The organism is Camelimonas sp. FR25, assembly GCF_059740505.1.
The window spans coordinates 1-19,444 of record NZ_JCAWFG010000101.1; the positions used below are offsets into that span (position 1 = coordinate 1).

The 19,444-nt window shown below is 66.3% G+C and carries 19 protein-coding genes and 1 tRNA gene; 9 read left to right on the forward strand and 11 right to left on the reverse strand.

Annotation, left to right across the window (positions count from 1 at the left end; genetic code table 11):
• Window positions 1-302: 302 nt before the first annotated feature.
• Window positions 303-806 carry a Ros/MucR family transcriptional regulator gene (locus AC6A67_RS14365; RefSeq protein ID WP_498037241.1) on the reverse strand — a complete coding sequence of 168 codons (504 nt, stop codon included), beginning with the start codon at window positions 804-806 and terminating at the stop codon, window positions 303-305.
• A gap of 894 nt (window positions 807-1,700) precedes the next feature.
• Between AC6A67_RS14365 and AC6A67_RS14370 the strand changes: the two genes are divergently transcribed.
• Window positions 1,701-1,970 carry a hypothetical protein gene (locus AC6A67_RS14370; RefSeq protein ID WP_498037242.1) on the forward strand — a complete coding sequence of 90 codons (270 nt, stop codon included), beginning with the start codon at window positions 1,701-1,703 and terminating at the stop codon, window positions 1,968-1,970.
• Window positions 1,971-2,585: 615 nt separating this feature from the next.
• Here AC6A67_RS14370 and AC6A67_RS14375 read toward each other — a convergent pair.
• From AC6A67_RS14375 to AC6A67_RS14385, 3 genes are all read right to left on the reverse strand, one after another.
• A complete protein-coding gene (locus AC6A67_RS14375) occupies window positions 2,586-3,563 on the reverse strand; it encodes an NAD(P)H-dependent flavin oxidoreductase (protein ID WP_498037243.1) in 978 nt (325 codons plus the stop codon).
• A gap of 151 nt (window positions 3,564-3,714) precedes the next feature.
• Entirely contained in the window at window positions 3,715-4,479 is a 765-nt protein-coding gene (locus AC6A67_RS14380) for an SDR family NAD(P)-dependent oxidoreductase (protein WP_498037244.1), read from the reverse strand.
• 151 nt (window positions 4,480-4,630) lie between these two features.
• Window positions 4,631-5,245, reverse strand: a complete 615-nt coding sequence (locus tag AC6A67_RS14385) for a 2-hydroxychromene-2-carboxylate isomerase (RefSeq protein ID WP_498037245.1) — start codon at window positions 5,243-5,245, stop codon at window positions 4,631-4,633.
• Between the two features lie 338 nt (window positions 5,246-5,583).
• Between AC6A67_RS14385 and AC6A67_RS14390 the strand changes: the two genes are divergently transcribed.
• Window positions 5,584-6,081 (forward strand): winged helix-turn-helix transcriptional regulator, encoded by a 498-nt coding sequence (locus AC6A67_RS14390; RefSeq protein ID WP_498037246.1) that lies wholly within the window; start codon window positions 5,584-5,586, stop codon window positions 6,079-6,081.
• Between the two features lie 233 nt (window positions 6,082-6,314).
• Here the strand turns inward: AC6A67_RS14390 and AC6A67_RS14395 are convergent, their stop codons facing one another.
• The 4 genes from AC6A67_RS14395 to hemA form a co-directional block, all read right to left on the reverse strand.
• The gene (locus tag AC6A67_RS14395; protein WP_498037247.1) at window positions 6,315-6,620 is read right to left on the reverse strand and encodes a hypothetical protein; all 306 of its coding nucleotides are present in this window, start codon (window positions 6,618-6,620) and stop codon (window positions 6,315-6,317) included.
• A gap of 314 nt (window positions 6,621-6,934) precedes the next feature.
• Complete coding sequence (locus AC6A67_RS14400; RefSeq protein ID WP_498037248.1) at window positions 6,935-8,482, reverse strand: acetyl-CoA acetyltransferase; 1,548 nt, start codon at window positions 8,480-8,482, stop codon at window positions 6,935-6,937.
• Window positions 8,483-8,736: 254 nt separating this feature from the next.
• Window positions 8,737-8,811, reverse strand: a tRNA-Thr gene (locus AC6A67_RS14405).
• 686 nt (window positions 8,812-9,497) lie between these two features.
• On the reverse strand, window positions 9,498-10,721 hold the full coding sequence (gene hemA / locus AC6A67_RS14410) for a 5-aminolevulinate synthase (protein ID WP_498037249.1): 1,224 nt from the start codon (window positions 10,719-10,721) through the stop codon (window positions 9,498-9,500).
• A 419-nt stretch (window positions 10,722-11,140) separates the two neighbouring features.
• On the opposite strand from hemA, the gene AC6A67_RS14415 reads away from it, so the two are divergent.
• Together AC6A67_RS14415 and murA are read left to right on the forward strand one after the other, a co-directional pair.
• Window positions 11,141-11,341 carry a hypothetical protein gene (locus AC6A67_RS14415; protein WP_498037250.1) on the forward strand — a complete coding sequence of 67 codons (201 nt, stop codon included), beginning with the start codon at window positions 11,141-11,143 and terminating at the stop codon, window positions 11,339-11,341.
• Window positions 11,342-11,851: 510 nt separating this feature from the next.
• Entirely contained in the window at window positions 11,852-13,147 is a 1,296-nt protein-coding gene (gene murA, locus AC6A67_RS14420; RefSeq protein ID WP_498037251.1) for a UDP-N-acetylglucosamine 1-carboxyvinyltransferase, read from the forward strand.
• A gap of 151 nt (window positions 13,148-13,298) precedes the next feature.
• On the opposite strand, the gene AC6A67_RS14425 is transcribed toward murA, so the two are convergent.
• Window positions 13,299-13,706: a hypothetical protein gene (locus tag AC6A67_RS14425; RefSeq protein WP_498037252.1), complete on the reverse strand. Its 408-nt coding sequence runs from the start codon at window positions 13,704-13,706 to the stop codon at window positions 13,299-13,301.
• Here AC6A67_RS14425 and AC6A67_RS14430 point away from each other — a divergent pair.
• The 5 genes from AC6A67_RS14430 (at window position 13,705) to AC6A67_RS14450 (ending at window position 17,174) form a co-directional block, all read left to right on the forward strand.
• Window positions 13,705-14,010 (forward strand): hypothetical protein, encoded by a 306-nt coding sequence (locus AC6A67_RS14430; protein ID WP_498037253.1) that lies wholly within the window; start codon window positions 13,705-13,707, stop codon window positions 14,008-14,010. The genes AC6A67_RS14425 and AC6A67_RS14430 overlap by 2 nt on opposite strands.
• A gap of 292 nt (window positions 14,011-14,302) precedes the next feature.
• Entirely contained in the window at window positions 14,303-14,731 is a 429-nt protein-coding gene (locus AC6A67_RS14435) for a DUF2948 family protein (RefSeq protein ID WP_498037347.1), read from the forward strand.
• Between the two features lie 2 nt (window positions 14,732-14,733).
• Complete coding sequence (gene hisD, locus AC6A67_RS14440) at window positions 14,734-16,050, forward strand: histidinol dehydrogenase (RefSeq protein ID WP_498037254.1); 1,317 nt, start codon at window positions 14,734-14,736, stop codon at window positions 16,048-16,050.
• A gap of 102 nt (window positions 16,051-16,152) precedes the next feature.
• Window positions 16,153-16,680, forward strand: a complete 528-nt coding sequence (locus AC6A67_RS14445) for a UPF0262 family protein (RefSeq protein ID WP_498037255.1) — start codon at window positions 16,153-16,155, stop codon at window positions 16,678-16,680.
• 5 nt (window positions 16,681-16,685) lie between these two features.
• On the forward strand, window positions 16,686-17,174 hold the full coding sequence (locus AC6A67_RS14450) for an arsenate-mycothiol transferase ArsC (RefSeq protein ID WP_498037256.1): 489 nt from the start codon (window positions 16,686-16,688) through the stop codon (window positions 17,172-17,174).
• Window positions 17,175-17,228: 54 nt separating this feature from the next.
• Here the strand turns inward: AC6A67_RS14450 and AC6A67_RS14455 are convergent, their stop codons facing one another.
• Window positions 17,229-17,945 carry a TerC family protein gene (locus AC6A67_RS14455; protein ID WP_498037257.1) on the reverse strand — a complete coding sequence of 239 codons (717 nt, stop codon included), beginning with the start codon at window positions 17,943-17,945 and terminating at the stop codon, window positions 17,229-17,231.
• Between the two features lie 249 nt (window positions 17,946-18,194).
• Window positions 18,195-19,382 (reverse strand): serine hydrolase domain-containing protein, encoded by a 1,188-nt coding sequence (locus tag AC6A67_RS14460; RefSeq protein ID WP_498037258.1) that lies wholly within the window; start codon window positions 19,380-19,382, stop codon window positions 18,195-18,197.
• Between the last annotated feature and the right edge of the window lie 62 nt (window positions 19,383-19,444).

Consider the following 19,444-nt stretch of genomic DNA (forward strand, 5'->3'; position numbering starts at 1 on the left):
TACTTGGGACAGGACAAGCTGCAGGGCGCCTGGCGCCGCTGCGCGCGCCAAAACGAAAAACGCGACCCCGGATCAGGGTCGCGCTGGGACTATTCAACTCTGGCAGATATACGGCGCCGGACTTCTTTCCGACGCCAGGGGCATTGCGCCAGGCCCAGCCGCCACCGGTGGCGAAGCGCCCTGGCGGCGACACCCAAGCCGCCCACTACCCGGATACATCCGTCGAGCGACGCATGGGCTGGTCGATGCGCCAGTTCAACCGCAACGCGTCAACCGCGACCGGCCAGGCGTTGAGCGCCTGATTATTCGGCGCCCTTGGCCGGGCCACGCTTCCGGGTGCTGGTTGCCGCAGACTTGGCGGCGCTGGCGGCGCGCGCACCGTCATTGGCGGCGCCACGACGACGACGCTGCTGACCCAGACCCATCGACTTGGCGAGAGCCGAACGCGACGCAGCGTAGTTCGGAGCAACCATCGGGTAGTCGGACGGCAGCCCCCACTTGGCGCGGTACTGTTCAGGGGTCAGGTCGTAAGACGTGCGCAGGTGGCGCTTCAGCGACTTAAACTTCTTACCGTCTTCGAGGCAGATAATGTAATCCGGCGTCACCGAACGCTTGACCGGCACGGCCGGCTGCTGCGGTTCGGCCACAGGCTCCGAGGCGCCCGTCGTCAGCTTGACCAGTGAATCGTGAACAGAACTGATCAAATCGCCGAGCTGAACACCGTCCAGCTGATTATTGGCGACATAAGCCGCGACAATGTCAGCGGTGAGCTCGATGAGATTTTGCGTCTGCACTGAATCAGCCATGGAATCGTCCCTCAAATCCATCTGAAAATTAACGCGCGCCCAGCAGAAAGCAATAGTTAATTCCAGATAACAAAATAGTGGCCCCGGCAATCCAGCGAACCCGCAAGTCAAACCGCCTGCATATCGTCAACGACACGAACTGATGCTCATGCCCGATGACAACCTGCGGACAGCGTTACTGGACGGGCAGTCGAGCGTCAGGCGACTGACCGCGGGTACGCAGCGTGACAAGGTACTTGCCAATCATCGACACGCCCCGCCTTTGGCCTAGGCGATCGCTATGCTTACCGAGAAGCGTCGCTTCCGTATATGGCATGCCCTAACTCGAAAACAACAACGTTTTCCAACTTTTTCAATATAGATTTGCTGCACTATGACGTGTTTATCATCTGATCAGCTGGTGGAATATCACGTCACCCACCTGCCTGACGCAGGGCTGTTACGGCGCAGCCAAAGCCGTACAGACGGCCGCCAGCCCGATTGCTTTCGGCGTTTTTTGGCTGTTTTCAAGGCGTTACGCCCCCTTCCGCTGATGATTCCCACAAAAGATGTATGTGTAACTGATTTTGTACGCATCAGTACCTTTCGCCGCCCCCGAACTGCGCGCGCCACGCGCCGCCACGCCAGATCAAAATTGCGTTAATACGTCGCAGCTACTTCCGGAGGCGCCTCCGGCGGCCCATCCCGCCGCGTCCCTATGGGGGCGCCGGTCGCGACGTCTGACGATTCGCAGCGCCCCCAGGGCGGCGATCAACTACACGTGCGCAGCGACGCAACGACCAGGGCCGGGCTCGCGCTCAGGGCGAATGGCCGCTAGAGTCAGCTGGCGTGATCCGGCGTCATCCCAACGATGGCCAACGGATCGCCAGGACCGTCAGAGAAGTGGAAGTCGCCATGCCTGCCGCCACGATTAGTCGCCTGCTCGAGCGCCTGTCTCACGCTGACGTCGCCGATCCAGTCGTCTGTGCGCAGATGGTGACGCAGGTGTTGGCTGACTTTCGCAGGGAGCGCGAAGCAAGCGAGGGCGCCCTGAGCGAGCAGCAATGGCGCGGCGTCCTGCTGTCGGCCATCGACTTGCTTGAGGCGCAGGGCGCGGCCCACAGCGCCATGCGCGAGGCGCTGGCCCTTGTGGTGCGACGCGAGATGAACGCCACGGCAGCCTGAAGTTAAACGCTCTGGTCGTCACGTCCCATTCAACGTCGCCCAATAAAACCGCGGTCGGTTGCTCGCAGGCGCCTGCCCGGACGTCGCGGCCCACATGCCGCGTCACTGCCCTAACGGCATAGACCAAGTATGCGCATCTTGACTTAATTTATCTTCGCAACCGCCTGCGCGAGGCGTCCGGCGCCGGGCCGAAGGCGGGCGGCGCATGTCCTTGGCCAAGCCCCGACCAGGGCAAGTCCAGAGCAGGCACAAGCCCTGACCAAGGGCAAGAGCTGGCTCAAGGACAAGACCTGGCTCAAAGACAAGACCTGGCCAAATGCAAGGCCTGGCCCAAAGACAAGGCCTGGCCAAATGCAAGGCCTGCAGCTTGCACAAGAACCCGCTGGGTCAGGCCCAGGCGCCCACAGGCCCGGGAGTCCGCAATCCCGGTTGCCCGCAGTCTCGGTCGCCGGCAGTCTCGGTCGCCCGCAGCCTCTGTCGCACGCACGAAAGGGCGCTGCGCCGCGATTGCAGCGGTTCGACAACTGCGCCTTGCGCAAACAACAACGGCCAGGCGCAAGGCCTGGCCGTCTTTCATCGCGTTGAAGGGCGAATAAGGCGCCCTGGCTCCCCGCCTCAGCTGTTGGCGTAGCCAGCCAGACGCTTGTTGATCAGCTCGTCAGCCTGGCTCATGATCCGGTCGATCAGCTCCTGGCAGGTCGGGATGTCGTTGATCAGGCCAGCGACCATGCCGCACGACCATGCGCCGATGTCCATCTCGCCATTCTTCATGATGCGCGGATAAACGCCCGCCACTTCAGCGGCGATGTCCTCGAACTTGATGTTGGCGCCCAGGGCCTTTTCCTTCTCGAGGATACGGTCCACAGCAGGGTTGCGCAGCACGCGCTCGGTGTTGCGCAGCGGGCGCATCACGAGGCGGGTGTCGACCTCAGAGGCGGCCAGGATGGCCTGCTTGACGTTCTCGTGCACCGGCGCTTCCTTGGTGGCGATGAAGCGGGTGCCCATGTTGATGCCCTCGGCGCCCAGCGCCAGCGCGGCGACGAGGCTGCGGCCATCGGCCATGCCGCCCGAGGCCACGAACGGCACCTTCAGCTCTTCCTGGGCGCGGGCCAGCAGGATGAAGTTCGGAATGTCGTCTTCGCCCGGGTGACCGCCGCACTCGAAGCCGTCCACCGACAGCGCGTCGACGCCGATGCCCTGGGCCTTCAGCGAGTGACGGATGGTGGTGCACTTGTGAATGACCTTGATGTCAGCGGCCTTCAGCATCTCAACCCATTTGCCCGGGTTGTTGCCGGCGGTCTCAACCGCCTTGATGCCGCTGTCGATGATGGCCTTCACATAGCCCGGATAGTCCGGAGCATTGACGACTGGCAGGAAGGTCAGGTTCACGCCAAGCGGCTTGTCGGTCAGCTTCTGCGCCTTCTCGATCTCGCGGGCGAGGTCTGCAGCGGTCGGCTGGGTCAGCGCGGTGATGATGCCGAGGCCGCCAGCGTTGGAGACGGCGGCGGCCAGCTCGGCCATGCCCACATAGTGCATGCCGCCCTGAATGATCGGGTGCTTGATGCCGAACAGCTCAGTAATGCGCGTCTTCATTGGTGTCTCATTCCTTCCCGGATAGTCGCATTGGCAGGCGTTGCCTGCGACATGCGTTGTACAAATCTTTTTGCCGCGCTACTTGCCGCGATTGGCCAGCGCGGATGAGGCGTGACCCATGGCGCTGGCAGACCTGCCCCTGCGCCATCCGTCACCACGGCTCCGCCCAGGGGCGCAGGTCCAGCTCATGCGTCCATGCGTCTCTGGGCTGCTGATAGAGCGCCCAATAGGCGCGCGCAACCGATTCTGGCTGCATCAGCTGGTCTTCACCAAGCGCGTCCAGGGCCTGCGGGCCGCCGCGCGCCGCGATGCGCTCACGCACCCAGGCCGTGTCGACGCCAGAATCGATCACCAGATGCGCCACATGTATGTTCTGCGGCCCCAGCTCGCGCGCCGCCGACTGGGCCACGGCGCGCAGGCCGAATTTGGCGCTGGCGAAGGCGGCGTAGCCCTTGCCGCCGCGCATGCCCGCGGTGGCGCCGGTCAGGAAGATCTTGCCGCGGCCATGGCCAAGCATGATCCGCGCCGCCTCGCGCGTGGCGAGAAAGCCGCCGTAGCAGGCCATCTCCCAAACCTTGCGGAACACACGTTCACTCGTGTCCAGCAAGGGGAAATTGACATTGGCCCCGACATTGAAGATGCACACCTCCAGCGGCGCCACGGCGTCAGCCTCGGCGAGAAACGCCGTCACATCCGCCTCATTGCGCGCGTCGAGCGCGCGGCCGCCCGCCATGCCGCCAGAGGCGCGGATGTCGTTGATGAGCCCCTCAAGCTTCGCCCCGTCGCGCCGCCCGGCATGGACGGCGAAGCCCTCGGCGGCGAATTTCCGGCATATGGCAGCGCCGATGTAATCGCCAGCGCCGATCACGGCGACCGATGCGGTGGCGCCCCCCTGGCCCTTTGCCTGCTGCGTCATGGCGTTCTCCGTATATGGCGCAAAGCACTGCGCGTGACCGCCTGCCGTGCGCAAAGCGAGCCGGATCGGCGGCGGACGATCCGGACGTCGGCGCTATCCCGTGCATCTGCGGCGCCCACGCGCCGCGCTGGCGCCTGGATGAAGAGCGCCGTCAACGGCCCTGGCGCGCCGTCATGATCTCTTCTTCCACCTCGCGCAGACGGTCCTTGCCGAAGAACAGCTCATCGCCGACGAAGAAACTGGGGATGCCGAAGACGCCGCGCTCAACCGCCTGGGCGGTGTTGGCCAGCAATTCATCTTTGACATCCTGATCAGCGGCCCGGGCGATCAGCCGGTCCGCCGGCAGGCCTGCTTCCGCAAGGGTTGCATGGAACACCGCCGCGTCATCCATCTTGCGCGGATGCTCCCACATGGCGCTGAACACCGCCTCAAGGTAAGGCCGGAACACATCTTCCCGCCGGGCCGCGACGGCGCCGCGCATCAGTTGCAGCGTATTCACCGGGAAATGCGGGTTCATCTGGAAGCGGGTGACGCCATGACGCGCGATGAAGCGCTGCATCTCGCGCATTTCATATTCGGGCTTGTTGCGAATACCGGCAAACGCCTCCATCGGCGACCGGTTGCCGGTGAGGCGGAACACCCCGCCCAGCAACACCGGCGTGTAACGGAAGCTAATGCCGGTGCGCGCCTCGACCCCCGGCAGCGCCAGATGCGCCAGCCACGCATTGGGGCTGCCAAAATCAAACATGAACTCAGCCGCAACCATGCCCCTCTCCCTTTGCCGTCGCCGGGTCTTGCCGCCCCGCATCCGGATACGCTCATGGCGCAGCGACCTGCGCCAGACATGACAAAGTTCCAAAAAGGAACTAACGTCAGCCTATGCGCTCCGCAGCCGCTGTCAAGCGCGGGTGTGCTGGCCACATCCGACTGATGGCGAAAGCCGTCGGCAAGAAGCTATGGGCGGCGTTCAAGGCCAGGCGTCGCTTGCGCCTTGCAGGTCGCAGATGCGCGATATCGTGCTGCCTGGCGCAAACAGCGCGCTGACGCGACGGGTTGCGCCGCAAGGCTATGGGGCAGGCCTGATAACCTTGGGGGAGACGGCAGATGAAATGGAAGTCGCTGGAGGAAGAGCCCTGCTCGATCGCCCGCACCCTCGCCTTCGTCGGCGATCGCTGGAGCCTGCTGGTGCTGCGCGACTGCTTCTTGCGGGTGCGGCGCTTTGACGAATTTCAGAGGCGGCTTGGGGTGTCGCGGCATATCCTCGCCGACCGGCTGAAGCGTTTTACCGACGCAGGTATTCTCAACCGCGTGCCCTACCAGACCGCGCCCGAACGCCATGAATATGTCCTGACCCAGAAGGGGCTGGAGCTTTATCCGGTGCTGATGGCCATGGCCCGCTGGGGCGACGCGTGGCTGGATGACGGCCACGGCAGTCCGCTGCTCTATCACCACCGCTGCTGCGACAAGCTTTTTTCAGCGGTGATGTGCTGTTCTGAATGCGGCGAGGCGCTCGATCCCAGGCAGGTGACGGTAGAGCCAGGCCCTGGCCTTGGGGCTGACGCAGCGCGCCTGCTGCCGGCCCGCCGCCGCGCCGGCGGCTGACGCACGCCCGGCGGCGCGGCCGCAAGGGGAGCATCATACCTGGCGGCAAAGTTGCTGACGCACAGCACAGGCGCTGGCCAATGGGCCAGCGCCTGTGCTGTTGACGCCTTCGATTTTTTGACGCTGCGTCACGGACGCGCTGCGTGACCAGCCGCCAGACAATCACCCCGGCCTCTGGCGCACGATGGCCGCACGGCGCCACGGCGCGCCATGCGGCCATGCGGTGCGTCAGTTCACCAGCGGCGATAATAATAGCGCGGGGCGTAATAGCGGCGCGGCGCGTAATAGCGGGGCGCATAATAGCGCGGCCGATAGTAGCGACGTGGCGCATAGTAATAGGGTCGATAATAGCGGCGCGGACGATAGGCGCAGCCATAGGGCCCGCAATACAGCTGGGCGCGTTCAAGCAGCCCGCCGTTCGCCGCCTCGGCCACGGGCGCAAGGCCCGCGCCAGCCGCCGCCTGTGCAGGCGGCGTCGCCACCGCCGTGGCCAGTCCCAACCCGAGCAGCATCGCCAGACAGATCAGGTATCGTTTCATTCCGCCAAACTCCCTGAAGCGACCTGCCATGACTGTCACGACGTAACGGTGGGCAGGTCTTCCCATGGTATTGGCCCATGGTGTCAGCGTGAGTCTGGCGCCTGATGTCCGTCGCGGCAATCTCCCGTGGGGTGCATGACCTAAAGGAGATCAGACGCGAGCTTGTCCATAACGACAATTGGCAAAAGCCTTTACTGGCAACGGCTCCCACATCTCCATGGCAAGGCGGCGCCGAGGCCGGGTCCGTGGCCTGTCACGGAAGTTTGAAGCGGGCGCCTTCTGGCCGCCAGGGCGCGCCGGCGACCAGCAGCCGTTCAGGCTGGGGTGAAGATGTTGCGCCCCTCCTCGTGCCGCACGACGCCCGGGCGACCGAGCCCTTCTTTGGACTGCAGATCCTGCAGCAGCGCGACGTCCCGCGGCGTATTGGCGAGGAAGCGCTCGCCGGTGCTGGTGAGCCGGCCCATGACGATGCCGAAATCCGGCTCGGATTTGCCATACATAATGTCATAGGTCTCGATGGTCGCAGGGCCATTGGCCGCCTCCACCAGCGGCGCCTTGGGCAAGGCGTCGAGCTGCCGCTGCAGCACGGCCGGATCCTGCCGGGTCCAGCGCCCCTCGGTCGGCGTCGTCGAATAAACGCCAAAGGAATGCTTGGTGATGTAATTGCCGTTGGCGGTAACGAGGCCGAAGCTGCCTGGCCGGCCACGCACCCGCCGCATCATCTCGGATATCGAGTGCATGACGTAGCTGTTGCCCGGGCCACCGAAGAACGGCAGACCGCCGGTGACGGTGAGACCGCGCGGATCATCCTCAGCGACGCCGATTTCCTGGCAGGCGATCTCCACCGCCGAGGGGAAGCAGCTGTACAGGTCGAGGAAGTCCATGTCGGCGACGCTCTTGCCCGCCATGTCCAGCGCCAGCCTTGCGCCATTGCGGATGGCGGCCGAGCCAGCGATCACCTCACGCTCCGACAGGAACCAGTGGTCGTGCCCGTCGGCGCAACCATGCAGAAACACCCATTTACTTTCGGGAATGCCCAAAACGCGGGCGTGGCCCACCGAGGTCATCACCACCGCCGCCGCCTGATCAATATAGGCATTGGCGTTCATCAGGCGCGGATAGGGAAAGCCGATCCAGCGGTTTTCCGGCGTGATGGTCGACAATTGCTCCGCGCTATAGCCTTCGCGCCGCGTGGCGTAGGGGTTGTCTTTCGCCACCGCAGCAAAGCCCGCAAACAGTCTGCCCATCTCGACCAGATGGCTGGCGACGTCGCGGCCACGCTTGCCGCGTATGGCGTTTTCGATCAGCGGATACATGGCGATGGCGGCGCGCATCAAATGCCGCTCTTCATAGTCGCTCCAGCCACGCCGCGGATCGCCGATCTCTTCCGGCGCGCCGCCCGGATCTTCCGCCCAATTGGCCTTGACGTCTGAGCGCGTGGCGCCGTGCTGGGTGCGCAGCGCCTCGCCGCCCACCAGCAGCGCCGCCCGCACCTCGCCCGCCGTGATCTGCTCGGCGAACATGTTGACGAGGTATTGGGGCATGTTGCCGCCATTCCACGTGTAGATGCAGCGGGCGGGGTCGAGGCCAAGGCGATTGGCGATGCTCTTCGGCGGATTGGTCGAGCGGCCGAAGCTGGTGCTGAAACGCGGCGCGGCGTCGGCGAACATGCGCAGCATGGCCACGGCGTCGATGATGCCGGAAAGGCCAGGGGCGCCGGCGTCATCGAGCGCCTTACGGCCAGCCTGGGCGATCAGATCGAGCGGCGAGCGCGCGTCGGTGGCCGGGGTGGTCAGATCGGTGACATCGCCACAGCCGACAAGGATCGGCGTGGTTGGATCAATCGCGCTGGCTGAAGTCATGTGTTTCCTGCCCTGCGCCTGCGCGCGTCGCCGCTGCGGCGTCCTCGCGTCAGGCGAGCCTGGCGCGAGGGGCGAGCCGAACAGCGCCGCGCCTCCGCTTTGGGCGGAGCGGCGTTCTGAATTGTCTTGAGCAAAGTCATAAGGCCAATCGCCGCGCAGATACAGCCGCTGCGCCGCGTCGCGGGCGCAACAAGCATGCGGCCAGATCATGGCGGCGCGTCAGGTCACTGGCGATAGGGAAGATCGGGGGAGAATGGTGCCGCAGGGGAGGATTGAACTCCCGACCTCACCATTACCAATGGTGTGCTCTACCACTGAGCTACTGCGGCTTTCCTCAGGAGCGTCGCGTCCGGCGCGACCGCGTCCCTCGATGGCCGCTCAATTGCCACAGCCCCTGACGGTGCGCAAGCGCGGAGTGACGATTGTTTGTGGAATGCGACGATTTCGCGCTTTTCCACAAAACGGGCTGTCGGGGCTGTGCATGACGCCATCGTGAACGCCAGGCCTTTGCGGGGACGGCAAGACCCGCAACGCTGGCGCTATGGCTGCGCGCTCGCGATGCTCACCGGGGCGACGGGGCCGTCCCGCCTTGCCCGACACGGGCGTGCACACTGGCGCCTCCATCAATGCGGTATCGTCCTGAGCGCGGGCGGCGTTGCGATAACGCGTGGATGCCCGTGACAAGCACGGGCATGACGGAGAGACAGACGCCCCTGCACAACATCCCGTACGCCGCCCGCTCCCCACCCGTTTCCCGCCCCTTGGCCTCGCGCCTTGACCCCGCCCCTCGGCCAGCCCCCTGGGCCCCGCCCCTCCCCGCGTCATGCCCGTGCTCGTCACGGGCATCCACGTCTTCGCTCCGCGCCGACCATCCGCCAACGCGCCGACGCCGCGCCCCGCCAACGCCGACGCCGCGCCCCCCTCAAGCCCCCTGCGCACGCCGCTCCCACACGCCAAACAAAAAGACCGCCGGGAGCCCCGGCGGCCTTTGCGTCACGTCAACAACTCGAGCCGATCAGGCGGCGCGGCGTTCGCTTAGCGTCAGGCCGAGTTCGGCCCAGGTGGCGACCAGCGCGTCAGCCAGATGCTCGATCAGCGCGTCATTGTGGTAGGGCGTCGGCGTGATGCGCAGCCGCTCCGTGCCGCGCGGCACCGTGGGGTAGTTGATCGGCTGCACATAGATGCCGTGCTTTTCGATCAGCAGATCGCTCGCCGCTTTGGCCAATTGGGCGTCGCCAACCATCACCGGCACGATATGGGTGTTATTGGCCATCACCGGCAGGCCGGCGGCCTCAAGCCGCGCCTTGGTCTTCGCCACCTGGGCGCGCTGCTGGGCCCGCTCGACGCCGCTGACCTTGAGATGCTCAATGGCGGCGCGGGCGGCGGCGGCTACCGGCGGCGGCAGCGCCGTGGTGAAGATGAAGCCCGGCGCATGCGAGCGGATGGCGTCGATCACCGCTTCCTTGCCGGTCAGATAGCCGCCGAGGCAGCCAAAGCCCTTGGCCAGCGTCGCCTCGACAATGTCGATGCGGTGCATGGCCCCGACTTCCTCGGCATAGCCGCCGCCACGGGCGCCATAGAGCCCCACCGCATGCACCTCATCGAGATAGGTCATGGCGTTGTAGCGTTCGGCGAGGTCGCAGATGGCGTGGATCGGCGAGACGTCGCCGTCCATCGAATAGACGCTCTCGAAGATGATGACCTTGGCGCGATCAGGACCCGCCGCCTTCAGGATCTCTTCCAGATGCACGAGGTCGTTGTGGCGGAAGATCCGCTTCTCGGCGCCGGAGCGGCGCACGCCCTCGATCATCGAATTATGGTTCATCTCATCGGAGATGAGCAGCGGGTTGGGCAGCAGCTTCGACAGGGTCGAGATGCCGGTCTCATTGGAAACATAGCCCGAGGTGAACACCAGCGCCGCCTGCTTGCCGTGCAGGTCAGCCAGCGAGGCTTCAAGGTCAACGATCGGTTTCGAGGTGCCGGCGATATTGCGGGTGCCGCCGGCGCCAACGCCAAGGGTGCGGGCGCACTCGGCCATCGCCTCGGTCACCACCTTGTGGCGGCCCATGCCGAGATAGTCATTGGTGCACCACACGGTGACGTCGCGCGCGCCGTCAGGACCATGCCAGATCGCACGCGGAAACCGCGCCACGTCATGCTCAATGGTCACGAACACCCGGTAACGACGCTCATTCCTGAGCGCCGTCAGAGCGTCCTCGAAATATTGATCGTAATTCATCACGGTCCCGTTCCGCGCTGCCCGGCGCAACCCTGTGGTTAGCGCCGGTTGCGTCGCCTCGCGCCGCCGATGCGCTGCATTCGGTCAGGGCGACGGCCATGGCCGCCGCAGGCTTTATGGCGGCAATATGCGTTCTGGCCTGGAAACATTCCAGACAAAAGTGTGAAGCAAGGGCTGTAACAATCGCCGCAGGCGGCGGCGACCAGGCATTGCAAGCCGTCGTTTGCTTGCGCTGCGGCAGATGTGCTGGTCGCGAAACCGTCATGACGCAAGTGTGGCGACAACCCCGGCCCTGTCACAATCGCGTCGCCCCGCCGCCAGGAATTATGGTATGGCGTGCGCGCGATATTCCGACGCATCACGCCTGACGCGTCGCAATCTGGCGCAAGCGATGAACCGGGCCGGGACAGGAGGCGACATTGAGCGGCGAAACAGCGGCGGACCGACAGAAGCGGCTGGCGGAGGCGCTGCGGGCCAATCTGCGTAAGCGCAAGACCCAGACGCGCGAACGCGCCCAGGGCCCGCGGCCGGCGCCCGACGCTGCAGACGATGGCGTGGAAGGCGAAGACGCCGCGACCCCGCCAGGGGAACCTGCGCCCCCGGCGCGCGCTGACGCCTGATCAGCGCCGGGTGCGCAGGACAGCCTGTGGCATTGAAGCGCTTGTAACGACCCATGTGCTCTGCCAAAATCCCGCCTTACGCAAGAATCAACAGCGACAATCCGCCAAAAGCCAGCCGAAACGGCGCCCCGGGCCAGCGAATGCGCTCAGCCTGGCGAAGCGAGGCTACCGCGGCGCCAGGCGCGCGCCTTGCCTGGGCATCGTGTGGTCCTGCCTGGTCTGGTCCTGCATGCCGCGCCGATGTGCGCCGCGCCCATGTGCGCTGCGCCCATGCACGCTGCGCCCCTGCCGCACGAAGCGCGAGGGCGCACAGGCAAGGCGGAGGAAACAGCACAATTTGCGTGACGCCGGCGCCCCGGCGCTCCCGTAAGGGCGCGCGGCGCTTGCCCGCGTAGCGTGGCCTCGCGTCAGGGCCACGAGAGTCTTTCACCTGCAGGCCGCCTGCCCGTCAGCAGCACGGGGTCGGCCTGTTGCGATCACCAGAGGCGAGCATTCGCCTGGAGCATTTGTATGGATCGTATCCGGATCACGGGCGGAGCGCCGCTCAACGGCGTCATTCCGATTTCCGGCGCCAAGAACGCCGCCTTGCCCCTGATGATCGCCAGCCTGCTGACGTCGGAAACACTTGAGCTGCACAATGTGCCGCGCCTCGCCGACGTGCAGCAATTGCTCCGCATCCTGTCCAATCACGGCGTCGACACCACCATCGCCGGCAAGCGTCCGGGCCAGACCCAGGAGACCGGTCAGAGCATCCGCCTGAAGGCCGCCTCGGTGATCGACACCACCGCGCCCTACGAGCTGGTGTCGCGCATGCGCGCCAGCTTCTGGGTGCTGGCGCCGCTGGTCGCCCGCATGGGCCAAGCCCGCGTATCGCTGCCAGGCGGCTGCGCCATCGGCACGCGCCCCGTCGATCTGCTGCTGATGGCCATGGAGCGGCTTGGCGCGAAGGTCGAGATCGAAGGCGGCTACGTCGTCGCCTCGGCGCCGACCGGCGGCCTCAAGGGCGGCCACATCGATTTCCCCAAGGTCACCGTCGGCGGCACCCATACGGCGCTGATGGCCGCCGTTCTGGCCGGGGGCGAAACCGTCATCGACAATGCGGCGCGTGAGCCAGAGGTGGTTGACCTCGCCGAATGCCTCAACGCCATGGGCGCCAAAATCACTGGCGCAGGCCAGTCGCGCATCGTGATCGAGGGCGTCGGCAGTCTCGGCGGGGCCAGCCATTCGGTGGTGCCAGACCGCATCGAGGCCGGCACCTACGCCATGGCCGTGGCGATGACTGGCGGCGACGTGCTGCTCGAAGGCGCCCGTCCCGAGCTGCTGCAGGCGGCGCTGGACGTGCTGGCGCAGATCGGCGCCGAGATCACGACGACCAATGAGGGCATTCGCGTGCGTCGCAATGGCCATGCGCTGCAGCCGGTCGACGTCACCACCGAGCCGTTCCCGGGCTTCCCCACCGATCTGCAGGCCCAGCTGATGGCGCTGCTGACCCGGGCCAAGGGCACCAGCCGCATTCGCGAGACCATCTTCGAGAACCGCTTCATGCATGTTCAGGAGCTGGCGCGGCTCGGCTCGAAAATCCGCCTCGATGGCGATGTGGCGTGGATCGACGGCGTCGACCGGCTGACGGGCGCGCCGGTGATGGCCACTGACCTGCGCGCTTCGGTGTCGCTGGTGATCGCCGCCCTCGCGGCCAATGGCGAAACCATGGTCAACCGCGTCTACCACCTCGACCGCGGCTTTGAAGCGCTGGAAGCCAAGCTCAGCCGCTGCGGCGCCCAGGTCGAGCGCATCTCCGGCGACTGATCGATCGCCGCCCAAAGCCGCGATTACGCCTGGCGCGCCGAAACTGCGACGCGCCCCGCCGGTCGCGGCGCCAGCGCGCCATGTAGACATCAAAAAAGGCGGGGCCAGCGGCTCCGCCTTTTGTCTGTTCGCTTGTACCGGCGCGCGGGCGTCAGTAGCCCACAGCGCCGCGCTTCACGCCAAAGCCCGGGATATTGCACTGGCACGGCGCGTTACGCGGCAGCATATAGCCGGTCGGGCAGCTGCCGCGAGAGGTGACGCAGACGCTGCCACGCGGACCAGGCTGGCCATAACCGGGCGGTGGCGGCGGACGACCATAACCAGGCGGCGGCGGTGGCGGCGGCGGGCGGCCATAGCCGGGTGGCGGCGGCGGGCGACCGTAGCCGGGCGGTGGCGGCGGCGGCGGGCGGCCATAGCCGGGTGGCGGCGGCGGGGGGCGACCATAGCCGGGCGGCGGCGCCTGGCGGTAAGGGTCATAAGGCTGCGCCATGGCCGACAGCGGCATGGACGCCGCCATCACGCCGATCGCCAGCAGACCCCGTAAACTACGGACCAGCATGGAAAATCTCCTGCCTTGCCGTCAGGAGCGCCTGACGCACCACAAGGCCATGAAACAAATGGCGCCCCATCAACAGTTGTTGCAAAGCTCGAGCCTGATCACAATAGTTGGCGTGGCCGCCATTGCATTGCGCCTCAGTTATAGACAATTAGTTACCGCCTGCCCATTTGCACACATGCGCATGTATTCAGCTACGGGCGCCGCGAGCGCACGCCGGCCAGCGCCGCGCCGCCGCTTGCTGGTCGCCGCATTCCCCTGCCAGGATAGCAAGTCCAACATTCCGGCGCGTCAGGGCGCGGGATGAAACCTTGTACAAGACCCCGACAAGCAGGACAGATCGGGGTCTGGTTAGGCCCGCGCGGCGCCTGAGCACGTCAGGATGCGGATGCGTCAGCATCGTCGCATCCTGTATGGCGCCATGGCCAGCGCGCCGGTTGCTCTTCGTGGCCTTGCCTGCGCCCTCGGACTGTCCATCTACCTATGGCCGGTCAAGGTAGCTGGCCGTCATGCCCTGTTCACCCCGCCGCCGTTTGCCTGCGCAGCCGGTAGCCCGCCTTACGGAAGTCGCCATGTTCCGCCGTATGAAAGCCGAAGACATGAAGCCCCTCAGCCTCCTGGCGCTCGACAGCGAAGATCTGGCGGTGCTGTCGGCGCATCTGCAGGATGCGGTGCTGCGTCCCGGCGACATCGTCTGGCGCCCCAATGAGCGGCGTCTGGCGCTGGAGCTGCGGCGCTTTGACTGGACCGCGCCAGCCAGCAAACCGCAGCGCCGTCTCACGGCGGTGCACTTCAACCGCGTCTCCCGCGTCGTCCACAAGGACATCGACATGCGGGCGGAGGCGCTGAATCTTCTGGCAATTTCTTTCGAACCAGGCGAAGCCCCCTCTGGCGCGCTCCGCTTCGACTTTTCCGGCGGCGGCGCGCTGCGCGCCGAGGTGGAATGCATCGAGGCGCAACTCAAGGATCTGGGGCCGGTCTGGAAAGCCGCACGGCGACCGGCGCACACAGCGGACGGGGAGCTCTGATCATGGCTGCAGGCGAGACAAGCGGCCCGGCGTTGCGTCTGGACGCCAGCGCCCCCGACTTCGCAGAGGCGTTCCGCCGCCTGCTCGGGCTGAAGCGCGAGACCTCGGTGGACGTCGACGAAGGCGTGCGCAAGATCCTCGCCGATGTGGCGAGCCGCGGCGATGCGGCGGTCATCGAGCTCACCGCCAAATATGATCGCCTCGACATTTCCGGCGGCCGCATGCGCGTCGGCGCTGACGAAATTGCAGCGGCGAAAGCCGCCTGCAAGCCGGAGGAGCTCGCCGCCCTCGCTGTCGCCCGCGACCGCATCGAGGCCTACCACGCCCGTCAGAAGCCGCATGACGAGAGCTTCACCGACGCGCTCGGCGTCACCATGGGCTGGCGCTGGACGGCGGTGGACGCCGTCGGACTGTATGTGCCAGGCGGCACCGCCAGCTATCCGTCGTCGGTGCTGATGAACGCCGTGCCGGCGCGCGTCGCCGGCGTGCCGCGCATCGTCATGGTGGCGCCGACGCCTGACGGCGCCGTCAATCCGCTGGTGCTGGCGGCGGCCGACCTGGCCGGCGTCGACGAGGTCTATCGCATTGGCGGCGCCCAGGCGGTCGGCGCCCTCGCCTATGGCACGCAGACCATCGCCCCGGTGGCCAAGATCGTCGGCCCCGGCAACGCCTGGGTGGCGGCGGCCAAGCGCCGGGTGTTCGGTACGGTGGGCATCGACATGATCGCCGGCCCCTCGGAAGTGCTGGTGATCGCTGACGATGACGCCAATCCTGACTGGCTGGCCGCCGACCTGCTGGCCCAGGCCGAGCACGACGTCGCCGCCCAGTGCATCCTGATCACCGACAGCCCCGCCCTCGCCGATGCGGTGGAGGCTGCGGTGCAGCGTCACCTCACCACCCTGCCGCGCGCCGACATCGCCCGCGCCTCGTGGCAGGACAATGGCGCCATCATCCTGGTGAGGACGCTTCAGGACGCCGTGCCGCTGGCCAACGCCATCGCCGCCGAGCATCTGGAGATCGAGACGGCCAACGCCCATGAGCTGGCGGCGCAGGTGCGCAACGCCGGCGCGATCTTCCTCGGCGCGCACACGCCGGAAGCCATCGGCGATTATGTCGGCGGCCCCAACCATGTGCTGCCGACAGCGCGCTCGGCCCGCTTCTCGTCGGGGCTCGGCGTGCTGGACTTCATGAAGCGCACCTCGATATTGTCATGCACGCCTGAGGCGTTGCGCGAGCTCGGCCCCGCCGCCGTCAGCCTCGCGCGCTCCGAAGGGCTTGAGGGGCACGCGCGATCGGTGGCGATCCGCCTGAACCTGTGACGGCGCGACGCGACCAACCGGCGCGCGGCGGCAATTTCCTGACGGAGATGGCGCTGCAGCCGCGCGCAGGTCGCGCCCGCCTGGCAAGGATGTGAGACCGCCATGACCCCAGAGGGCCCGCCGACCGCCGCCAATGATGCCCGCCAGCGCAACGTGCTGCGGGCGCTGACGCTTGATGAGCAGTCCATTGGCCGTGGCGCGCCCGAGCAGGAGCATGAGCGCAACGCCGCCATCTGGGACATTCTGGAAAGCAACAGCTTCGCCATCCCCGATGTCGATCTCGGCCCCTACGCCTTGCACCTGGCGATGGTGGAGAAGCGCCTGGCCTTCACGGTGCGGCAGTCGTCGGCGGACGACCCCAATCCTGGCGAAATGGTCGTCGCACATTATTTGTCGCTGACGCCATTCCGGCGGGTGATCAAGGACTATGACCTGATCTGTAACAGCTATTTCGAGGCGGTGCGCACCGCCTCGCCACAGCAGATCGAGGCCATCGACATGGGCCGGCGCGGTCTGCACAATGAGGCGGCGGAACTGCTGCGCGAGCGGCTGGCGGGCAAGCTGACGGTGGACTTCGACACCGCGCGCCGCCTGTTCACCCTCATCTTCGCCTTGCACTGGAAGGGCTGAGCCGCTTGGCGCCGCCCGCCTCCGCTGCCCCGGTTGACCCCGGCGCCGCCGCCGCGAAACCGCGCGTCCAGGCGGTGCTGTTTGTCTGCGCCCTCAACGCCGTGCGTTCGCCCATGGCCGAGGCGCTGGCCCGGCATTATTTCGGCAAGAGCATCTATGTGCAGTCGGCGGGGGTGCGCAAGGATGCGCTCGACCCCTTCGCCGTTGCGGCGCTCAGCGAGATGGGCATCGACGCCAGCCGCCACCGCGCCCGCACGCTTGAAGAGCTCGAAGAATATGAAGGCCTGAATTTCGACCTGCTCATCACCCTGTCGCCGGAGGCGCACCACGCGGCGCTGGAGCTGACCCGCACTAATGCGGTCGAGGTCGAATACTGGCCAACCCCCGACGCCACCGCCATCCAGGGCTCCCGCGAGCAGATGCTCGACGCCTATCGCGGCGTCCGCGACCATCTGCACAAGCGCATCATCAAGCGGTTTCGCGATCAGGCGTGACATCCGCGCGGCGCGCGCCGCTGCATCAGCCTCAGCCGCCGCCCCGTCCAGGCCTCAGATGCCGCCGCCGCGATCGTCGACGGCCAGCTGGGCCCGCTTGCGCTGCCGGTACAGCCGCCAGAGATAGCCAATGCCCAGCACCAGCAGCACGCCGATGATCTCCGCCGGGATTTTCCACGTCCCCACGCCCTCGGCCCCGATGTGCCGCACTGTCCATGGGTCAGTGATCACCATGCCGCCGGCCACCCAGCCGAGCAGAGCCGCGCCGAACCACACCAGGATCGGCAGCCGGTCGATGGCCTTCACCAGAATATTGGCGCCGAAGATGATCAGCGGGATCGACAGGGCGAGGCCGAACACCAGCATGCCGACGTGATCCTGAGCGACGGCGGCGATGGCGATGACATTGTCGAGGCTCATCACCGCATCAGCGACGACGATGGTCCACACCGCGCCCCACAATTTGCCCGACTCGCGGATTTCATTGTGGTCCTCGGCTTCGCCCTTGGTCAGACCGACGGCGATGCGCAGCAACAGCACCGCGCCGATGATCTTGAGGAACGGCACCGCCAGCAGCTGGATAATCAGCAGGGCGAAGATGACGCGCAGGATGATGGCGGCGGCGGCGCCGAGCGCAATGCCCCATTTGCGCTGTTCCGGCGGCAGGCCGCGACAGGCAAGGGCGATCACCACGGCGTTGTCGCCAGACAGCACGAGGTCGATCCAGATGATCTGGAACACCGCTACGATTTCAGGCCAATAAGCGCTCATGCCGCATCCGTTCGTGGCGGGCGCTGGCCAGACATTGTCGCCAACGCCCTGGAAGCCAGCCCCTGCATTGCCGCCGCCCTGCCCCGGCGGAAGCCGGACGGGGCTGCTTTAGCTCTCCCGCGCCACTGGCGCAAATTCCAGACGGCGCGCAGCGCAACATCTCTGCGTGAGGAGCTTTTGCGCCACAATCGTTGCATGTGCGACAGGCCTGCAAGGCAGGCCCGCCACGCACCTTCGCCCTGGCCCAGCTCAGTCGCCGAAAGCGGCGTAGGCCAGATTGCGGAACAGGTGGCGATATTCCTCGCGCTGTTCCGGCGGGACCTGGATCATCAGCAGCGCAAAGAACTCCTCCTCCGGGTCGATCCAGAAGGTGGTGCCGGCGATGCCGCTCCAGAAAAACTGCCCGCAGGTCCCAGGCGTCGGCGACAGGCCGTCCGCCGTGCGCACGGCGAAGCCAAGACCAAAGCCATGGCCTGGCGGCAGCAGGTCGGAGCCGATGCGCGTGCCTGGCTCAAGATGATCCGAGGTCATGAACTGCACGGTCTTGCGGCTGAGCAGCCGGTGCGCGCCGAGCACGCCGCCGTTCTGGATCATCTGGATGAAGCGTGCGTAATCGCCAGCGGTCGAGACCAGACCACCGCCGCCGGATTCGAACGGATAGGGCTTGGTCACGTCGAGCAGCCGGATCGGCGCGCCGGTGTCGGGATCTTTGGCGAGCGGCTCGGCGATGCGGCCGAGGGCGTTCTCCGGCACGAAGAAGCCGGTGTCATGCATGTCGAGCGGATCGAAGATATGCTCGCGCAGCGCGTCGCCGAGGGTCGCGCCCGTCACCACCTCGATGATAGCGCCAAGCACGTCGGTCGAGCGGCCATAGTCCCATTGCGTGCCCGGATGGCTGTTCAGCGGCAATTTGGCCAGCGCCTCGGCGTGCTCCAGATTGCTCCAGTTGCGGCGGAACATCTTCGCCTCGGTGTAGAGCTTCTGCAGCTCCGGCACGGCGAGGAATTCATAGCTCAGGCCCGAGGTGTGGCGCAGCAAATCCTGCACCGTCATCGCCCGGCGCGGCGTCTCGAGCGTCAGCACGCCGTCTTGCCACACGCCGACCTTCACATCGGCATAGGCGGGGATGAACTTCGACACCGGATCGGAGATCAGCAACTGGCCGCTCTCGACCAGCATCATGATCAGCGTCGACACGATCGGCTTGGTCATCGAATAGCAGCGGAACAGGGCGTCGGTCTGCATGGCGTCGCCACTGGCGGCGTCGCGCAGGCCGATGGCCTCAAAATGCGCCACCTTGCCGAAGCGCGACAGCATCACCACGGCGCCGGCGATGCGCCCGCGTTCCACATGGTCGCGGAACGCCGCGTCAAGGCGGGCCAGCCGCTCGATGGAGAAGCCGGCTTCCTCGGGCCGGATGGTGGGAAGACTGCTCATGCACGCTCCTTGGCGGCGCAACAGGCGATGACGCCCTGCCCTGCGCCGCGTTGTGTCCGCAC

What these genes read in the sequence shown, in the direction of transcription:
- AC6A67_RS14365 (WP_498037241.1), bottom strand. Translation starts at nt 806, where the DNA reads ATGGCTGATTCAGTGCAGACGCAAAATCTCATCGAGCTCACCGCTGAC.
- AC6A67_RS14370 (WP_498037242.1), top strand. Translation starts at nt 1,701, where the DNA reads ATGCCTGCCGCCACGATTAGTCGCCTGCTCGAGCGCCTGTCTCACGCT.
- AC6A67_RS14375 (WP_498037243.1), bottom strand. Translation starts at nt 3,563, where the DNA reads ATGAAGACGCGCATTACTGAGCTGTTCGGCATCAAGCACCCGATCATT.
- AC6A67_RS14380 (WP_498037244.1), bottom strand. Translation starts at nt 4,479, where the DNA reads ATGACGCAGCAGGCAAAGGGCCAGGGGGGCGCCACCGCATCGGTCGCC.
- AC6A67_RS14385 (WP_498037245.1), bottom strand. Translation starts at nt 5,245, where the DNA reads ATGGTTGCGGCTGAGTTCATGTTTGATTTTGGCAGCCCCAATGCGTGG.
- AC6A67_RS14390 (WP_498037246.1), top strand. Translation starts at nt 5,584, where the DNA reads ATGAAATGGAAGTCGCTGGAGGAAGAGCCCTGCTCGATCGCCCGCACC.
- AC6A67_RS14395 (WP_498037247.1), bottom strand. Translation starts at nt 6,620, where the DNA reads ATGAAACGATACCTGATCTGTCTGGCGATGCTGCTCGGGTTGGGACTG.
- AC6A67_RS14400 (WP_498037248.1), bottom strand. Translation starts at nt 8,482, where the DNA reads ATGACTTCAGCCAGCGCGATTGATCCAACCACGCCGATCCTTGTCGGC.
- hemA (WP_498037249.1), bottom strand. Translation starts at nt 10,721, where the DNA reads ATGAATTACGATCAATATTTCGAGGACGCTCTGACGGCGCTCAGGAAT.
- murA (WP_498037251.1), top strand. Translation starts at nt 11,852, where the DNA reads ATGGATCGTATCCGGATCACGGGCGGAGCGCCGCTCAACGGCGTCATT.
- AC6A67_RS14430 (WP_498037253.1), top strand. Translation starts at nt 13,705, where the DNA reads ATGGAAAATCTCCTGCCTTGCCGTCAGGAGCGCCTGACGCACCACAAG.
- AC6A67_RS14425 (WP_498037252.1), bottom strand. Translation starts at nt 13,706, where the DNA reads ATGCTGGTCCGTAGTTTACGGGGTCTGCTGGCGATCGGCGTGATGGCG.
- AC6A67_RS14435 (WP_498037347.1), top strand. Translation starts at nt 14,303, where the DNA reads ATGAAGCCCCTCAGCCTCCTGGCGCTCGACAGCGAAGATCTGGCGGTG.
- hisD (WP_498037254.1), top strand. Translation starts at nt 14,734, where the DNA reads ATGGCTGCAGGCGAGACAAGCGGCCCGGCGTTGCGTCTGGACGCCAGC.
- AC6A67_RS14445 (WP_498037255.1), top strand. Translation starts at nt 16,153, where the DNA reads ATGACCCCAGAGGGCCCGCCGACCGCCGCCAATGATGCCCGCCAGCGC.
- AC6A67_RS14455 (WP_498037257.1), bottom strand. Translation starts at nt 17,945, where the DNA reads ATGAGCGCTTATTGGCCTGAAATCGTAGCGGTGTTCCAGATCATCTGG.
- AC6A67_RS14460 (WP_498037258.1), bottom strand. Translation starts at nt 19,382, where the DNA reads ATGAGCAGTCTTCCCACCATCCGGCCCGAGGAAGCCGGCTTCTCCATC.